This window comes from Streptomyces verrucosisporus, from assembly GCF_017114865.1.
Lineage (GTDB): Bacteria > Actinomycetota > Actinomycetes > Streptomycetales > Streptomycetaceae > Streptomyces > Streptomyces fenghuangensis.
On the sequence record NZ_JADEYH010000063.1, the window covers coordinates 1 to 3,092 of the forward strand.

Here is a 3,092-nt window from a genome sequence, read left to right on the forward strand (position 1 = left end):
TAGCCTCGCGCTTTCACGGGGTGGTGTGTCCGAGGCTTGATCAAATAAGCAGAGAGTGCTCCTGACCCGCAACGATGGGACTTGTCTAGGGTCCTATTGGCTGCACGGAAAGAAGCACTCTCCAGGTGAACAAGCGTATCGGGTCCTACCCGCGTGTCCGCATCGAGGGCGGCGGCCGGACGGTGGTCTCGCAGGCCGGGGGCGTGCTGCTGGTCGAAACCGTCCGCAAGGCCGGCTTGGACACCGCGATATCCGCGGCGCTGACACCGTGGCGGAAGCCCCGGGCGGTGCACGATCCGGGCAAGGTCCTGCTGGACGTCGCGCTGGCGGTGGCGCTGGGCGGGGACTGCCTCGCGGACGTCGCGATGCTGCGGGCCGAGCCGGCTGTGTTCGGGCCGGTCGCCTCCGATCCGACGGTCTCCCGCCTGATCGCCACCCTCGCCACCTCCGGCGAGAAGGCCCTGACCGCCATCCGGTCCGCACGGTCCGACGTCCGGCAGCGGGTCTGGTCCCTGGCCGGGGAGAATGCCCCGGACGCCGACGGACAGGTCACGGTCGACCTCGACGGCGTCCTGGTGATCGCACACTCCGAGAAGGAGGACGCGGCCGCGACCTGGAAGAAGACCTACGGCCATCACCCCCTGACGGCCTTCGTCGACCACGGCCCGGGCGGCACCGGAGAGCCGGTCGCCGCCCTGCTCAGGCCCGGGAACGCGGGATCGAACACCGCCGCCGACCACATCACCACCGCCCGCCTCGCCCTGGCCCAACTCCCGAAGACCTACCGGCGCGGGCGGCAGACCCTCATCCGCTGCGATTCCGTCGGCGGCACCCATGCCTTCGTGTCCTGGCTCGCCCGGCGGGGACGGTGGCTGTCCTACTCGGTCGGCATGGTGATCACCGAGACCATCCACAGCCACGTCCTCAAGATCCCGGCACCGGCCTGGACCCCGGCCATCGAGACCGGCGGCGAGATCCGCGACGGCGCCTGGGTCGCCGAACTGGCCGGCGACGTCCTTCACGGCTGGCCGAAAGGGATGCGGCTGATCGTCCGCAAGGAAAGACCGCATCCCGGGGCCCAGTTGAGGATCACCGACGCGGACGGCATGCGGATCACCTGCTTCGCCACCAACACCACCGACCGGCCGATCGCCGAGCTGGAGCTCCGTCACCGGCTGCGAGCGAGGGCCGAGGACCGTATCCGCGCCGCCCGCGCGACCGGCCTGCGCAACCTGCCCCTCCACGCCACCGCCCAGAACAAGGTCTGGCTGGAGATCGTCCAGCTCGCCCTCGACCTGCTCGCCTGGATGCCCATGCTCACGCTGACCGGCGCCGCCCGCCTCTGGGAACCCCGCCGCCTGCGGCTGCACCTGTTCACCGCGGCCGGCCAGCTCGTCACCACCGGCCGCCGCCGCATCCTCCGCCTCGCCCGGCACTGGCCCTGGACCGGCCACATCACCGCCGCCCTCGACCGCCTCGCGCTGCTGCCCAACCCCGGCTGACCAGCGGACTCCCCGTCCCGACGAGCAGCACCACCCCCACCCGGAGCAGTGGAACCCGGCGCCCACCCGACGCGACACTCGGACCCTCGGCCTGCCCGGACTCAGGAACAGAACGCGTGAGGGTCCGCCGACGGAGTCGGCGGACCCTCACGAAAGATCGAGGTTCAGCGGCTGGTGGATGCCCGGGCGACGGTGGCCGAGGTGCTGGCCGAGTCGTCTTCGTCAGTAGCGGAGCCGGATCGGGGCGCGATGGCGGGTTCGCCGGTGCCGCACCGGAGTGAAGGCATGCCAGCGTCGGTGCTCGCGGCGGACTACCAGCGGATCGTGTCGGTGCTGGAGTCGGCGGGCCGGGAGGGGATGCGCTGCCAGCAGCTGGCCGTGGCCCTGGGCCTTCAGGCAGTCCCGGCGAAGGTCGAGGGAGTGCGGTCGAAGGCGAAACGCCTGGTGGAGCGGGGCTGGGCCCCGCAGATGCGGCCGGGGGTGTTCACCGCGCTCGCGGCGTCGGCCGGCTGAGACCGGCTGGGCGGCGGCGTCCGGCCAGGCGGCCGCTCATGAGTATGGTCATCGACCACAGCACCATGGCCTCGTGCATGGCGGGCAGCCTCTCGTAGTCGCGCACCAGGCGGCGCGAGCGCATCAGCCAGCTCAGCGTCCTCTCCACCACCCACCTGCGTGGCAGCACCACGAACCCTGTCGTGTCGTCGGTGCGCTTGATGATGTCGAGGGTGAGCTGGAGTTTCTCGGCCGCCCAGTCGACCAGGCGCCCGGCATAGCCGCCGTCCGCCCACACCAGGCGGACGGAGAAGTACGTCCTGCGAAGCCGCTCCAGCAGTGGGACGGCGGCGTCGCGGTCCTGCACGCTCGCTGCGGTCACCGCGACAGCCATGACGAGGCCGAGGCAGTCCACCACCAAGTGCCGCTTGCGGCCGCCCACCTTCTTCCCGCCGTCCCAGCCGGAGGTGGAGCGCGGGACGTTCGCCGCTGCCCGCACCGACTGTGAGTCCACGATGGCAGCCGTCGGATCCGGGGAACGGCCTTCCTTCTGGCGGATCTTGTCGCGCAGCCGGTCGTGGAGCTCGGCGAGCAGACCCGTGACCTGCCAGCGGCGGGCGAAAGCATGCACGCGCCGATATGGCGGGAAGTCCGCGGGGAGGTTGGCCCACTTGACGCCGTTGTCGACCACGTAGCGCACTGCGTCGAGTATCACGCGGTGGCAGTACCCCTCCGGCCGCCCGCCGCGGCCCTCCAGAGCCAGGCCGGAACCGGCAGCACCGCCCGGATGACCTGCCACTCGGCCTCCGTCATGTCGGAGGCGTAGCACGCAGTGCGCTCCGGCCGGTCCGCCGCGTTGCCGAACCTGTGCGCGAGGCAGTCACACGATGGGGATGACGGGTTGGACTCCACGCACGCGAGCGCGAAAGACTGCGGCAACAGGGCCTCCTGGCACTTGGTTTGGTTCGCACCCCCGAGCTACCAAGAGGCCCTGCTGTCATGCGCTGACTCTCGCGCGATCCCCCGATCAGGAACCCTGTTCGACCAGACCAACCCCGTGGCCTGAGGGGCCCCGAAGATCTCGGACAGGGACCCAAC

3 protein-coding genes are annotated in these 3,092 nt (G+C 71.0%); 2 read left to right on the plus strand and 1 reads right to left on the minus strand.

Translation table 11 applies throughout. From position 1 onward, the window contains the following. Window positions 1–125 precede the first annotated feature (125 nt). On the plus strand, window positions 126–1,502 hold the full coding sequence (locus IQ279_RS27390; protein WP_206352017.1) for an IS1380 family transposase: 1,377 nt from the start codon (window positions 126–128) through the stop codon (window positions 1,500–1,502). A 285-nt stretch (window positions 1,503–1,787) separates the two neighbouring features. Continuing rightward, window positions 1,788–2,015, plus strand: a complete 228-nt coding sequence (locus IQ279_RS28400) for a hypothetical protein (RefSeq protein WP_241028850.1) — start codon at window positions 1,788–1,790, stop codon at window positions 2,013–2,015. On the opposite strand, the gene IQ279_RS27400 is transcribed toward IQ279_RS28400, so the two are convergent. After that, complete coding sequence (locus tag IQ279_RS27400; protein ID WP_307792563.1) at window positions 1,987–2,709, minus strand: IS5 family transposase; 723 nt, start codon at window positions 2,707–2,709, stop codon at window positions 1,987–1,989. The genes IQ279_RS28400 and IQ279_RS27400 overlap by 29 nt on opposite strands. Window positions 2,710–3,092 lie beyond the last annotated feature (383 nt).

Excerpts from the sequence above, each read along its gene's own strand:
- IQ279_RS28400 (WP_241028850.1), top strand. The coding sequence starts at position 1,788 with ATGCCAGCGTCGGTGCTCGCGGCGGACTACCAGCGGATCGTGTCGGTG.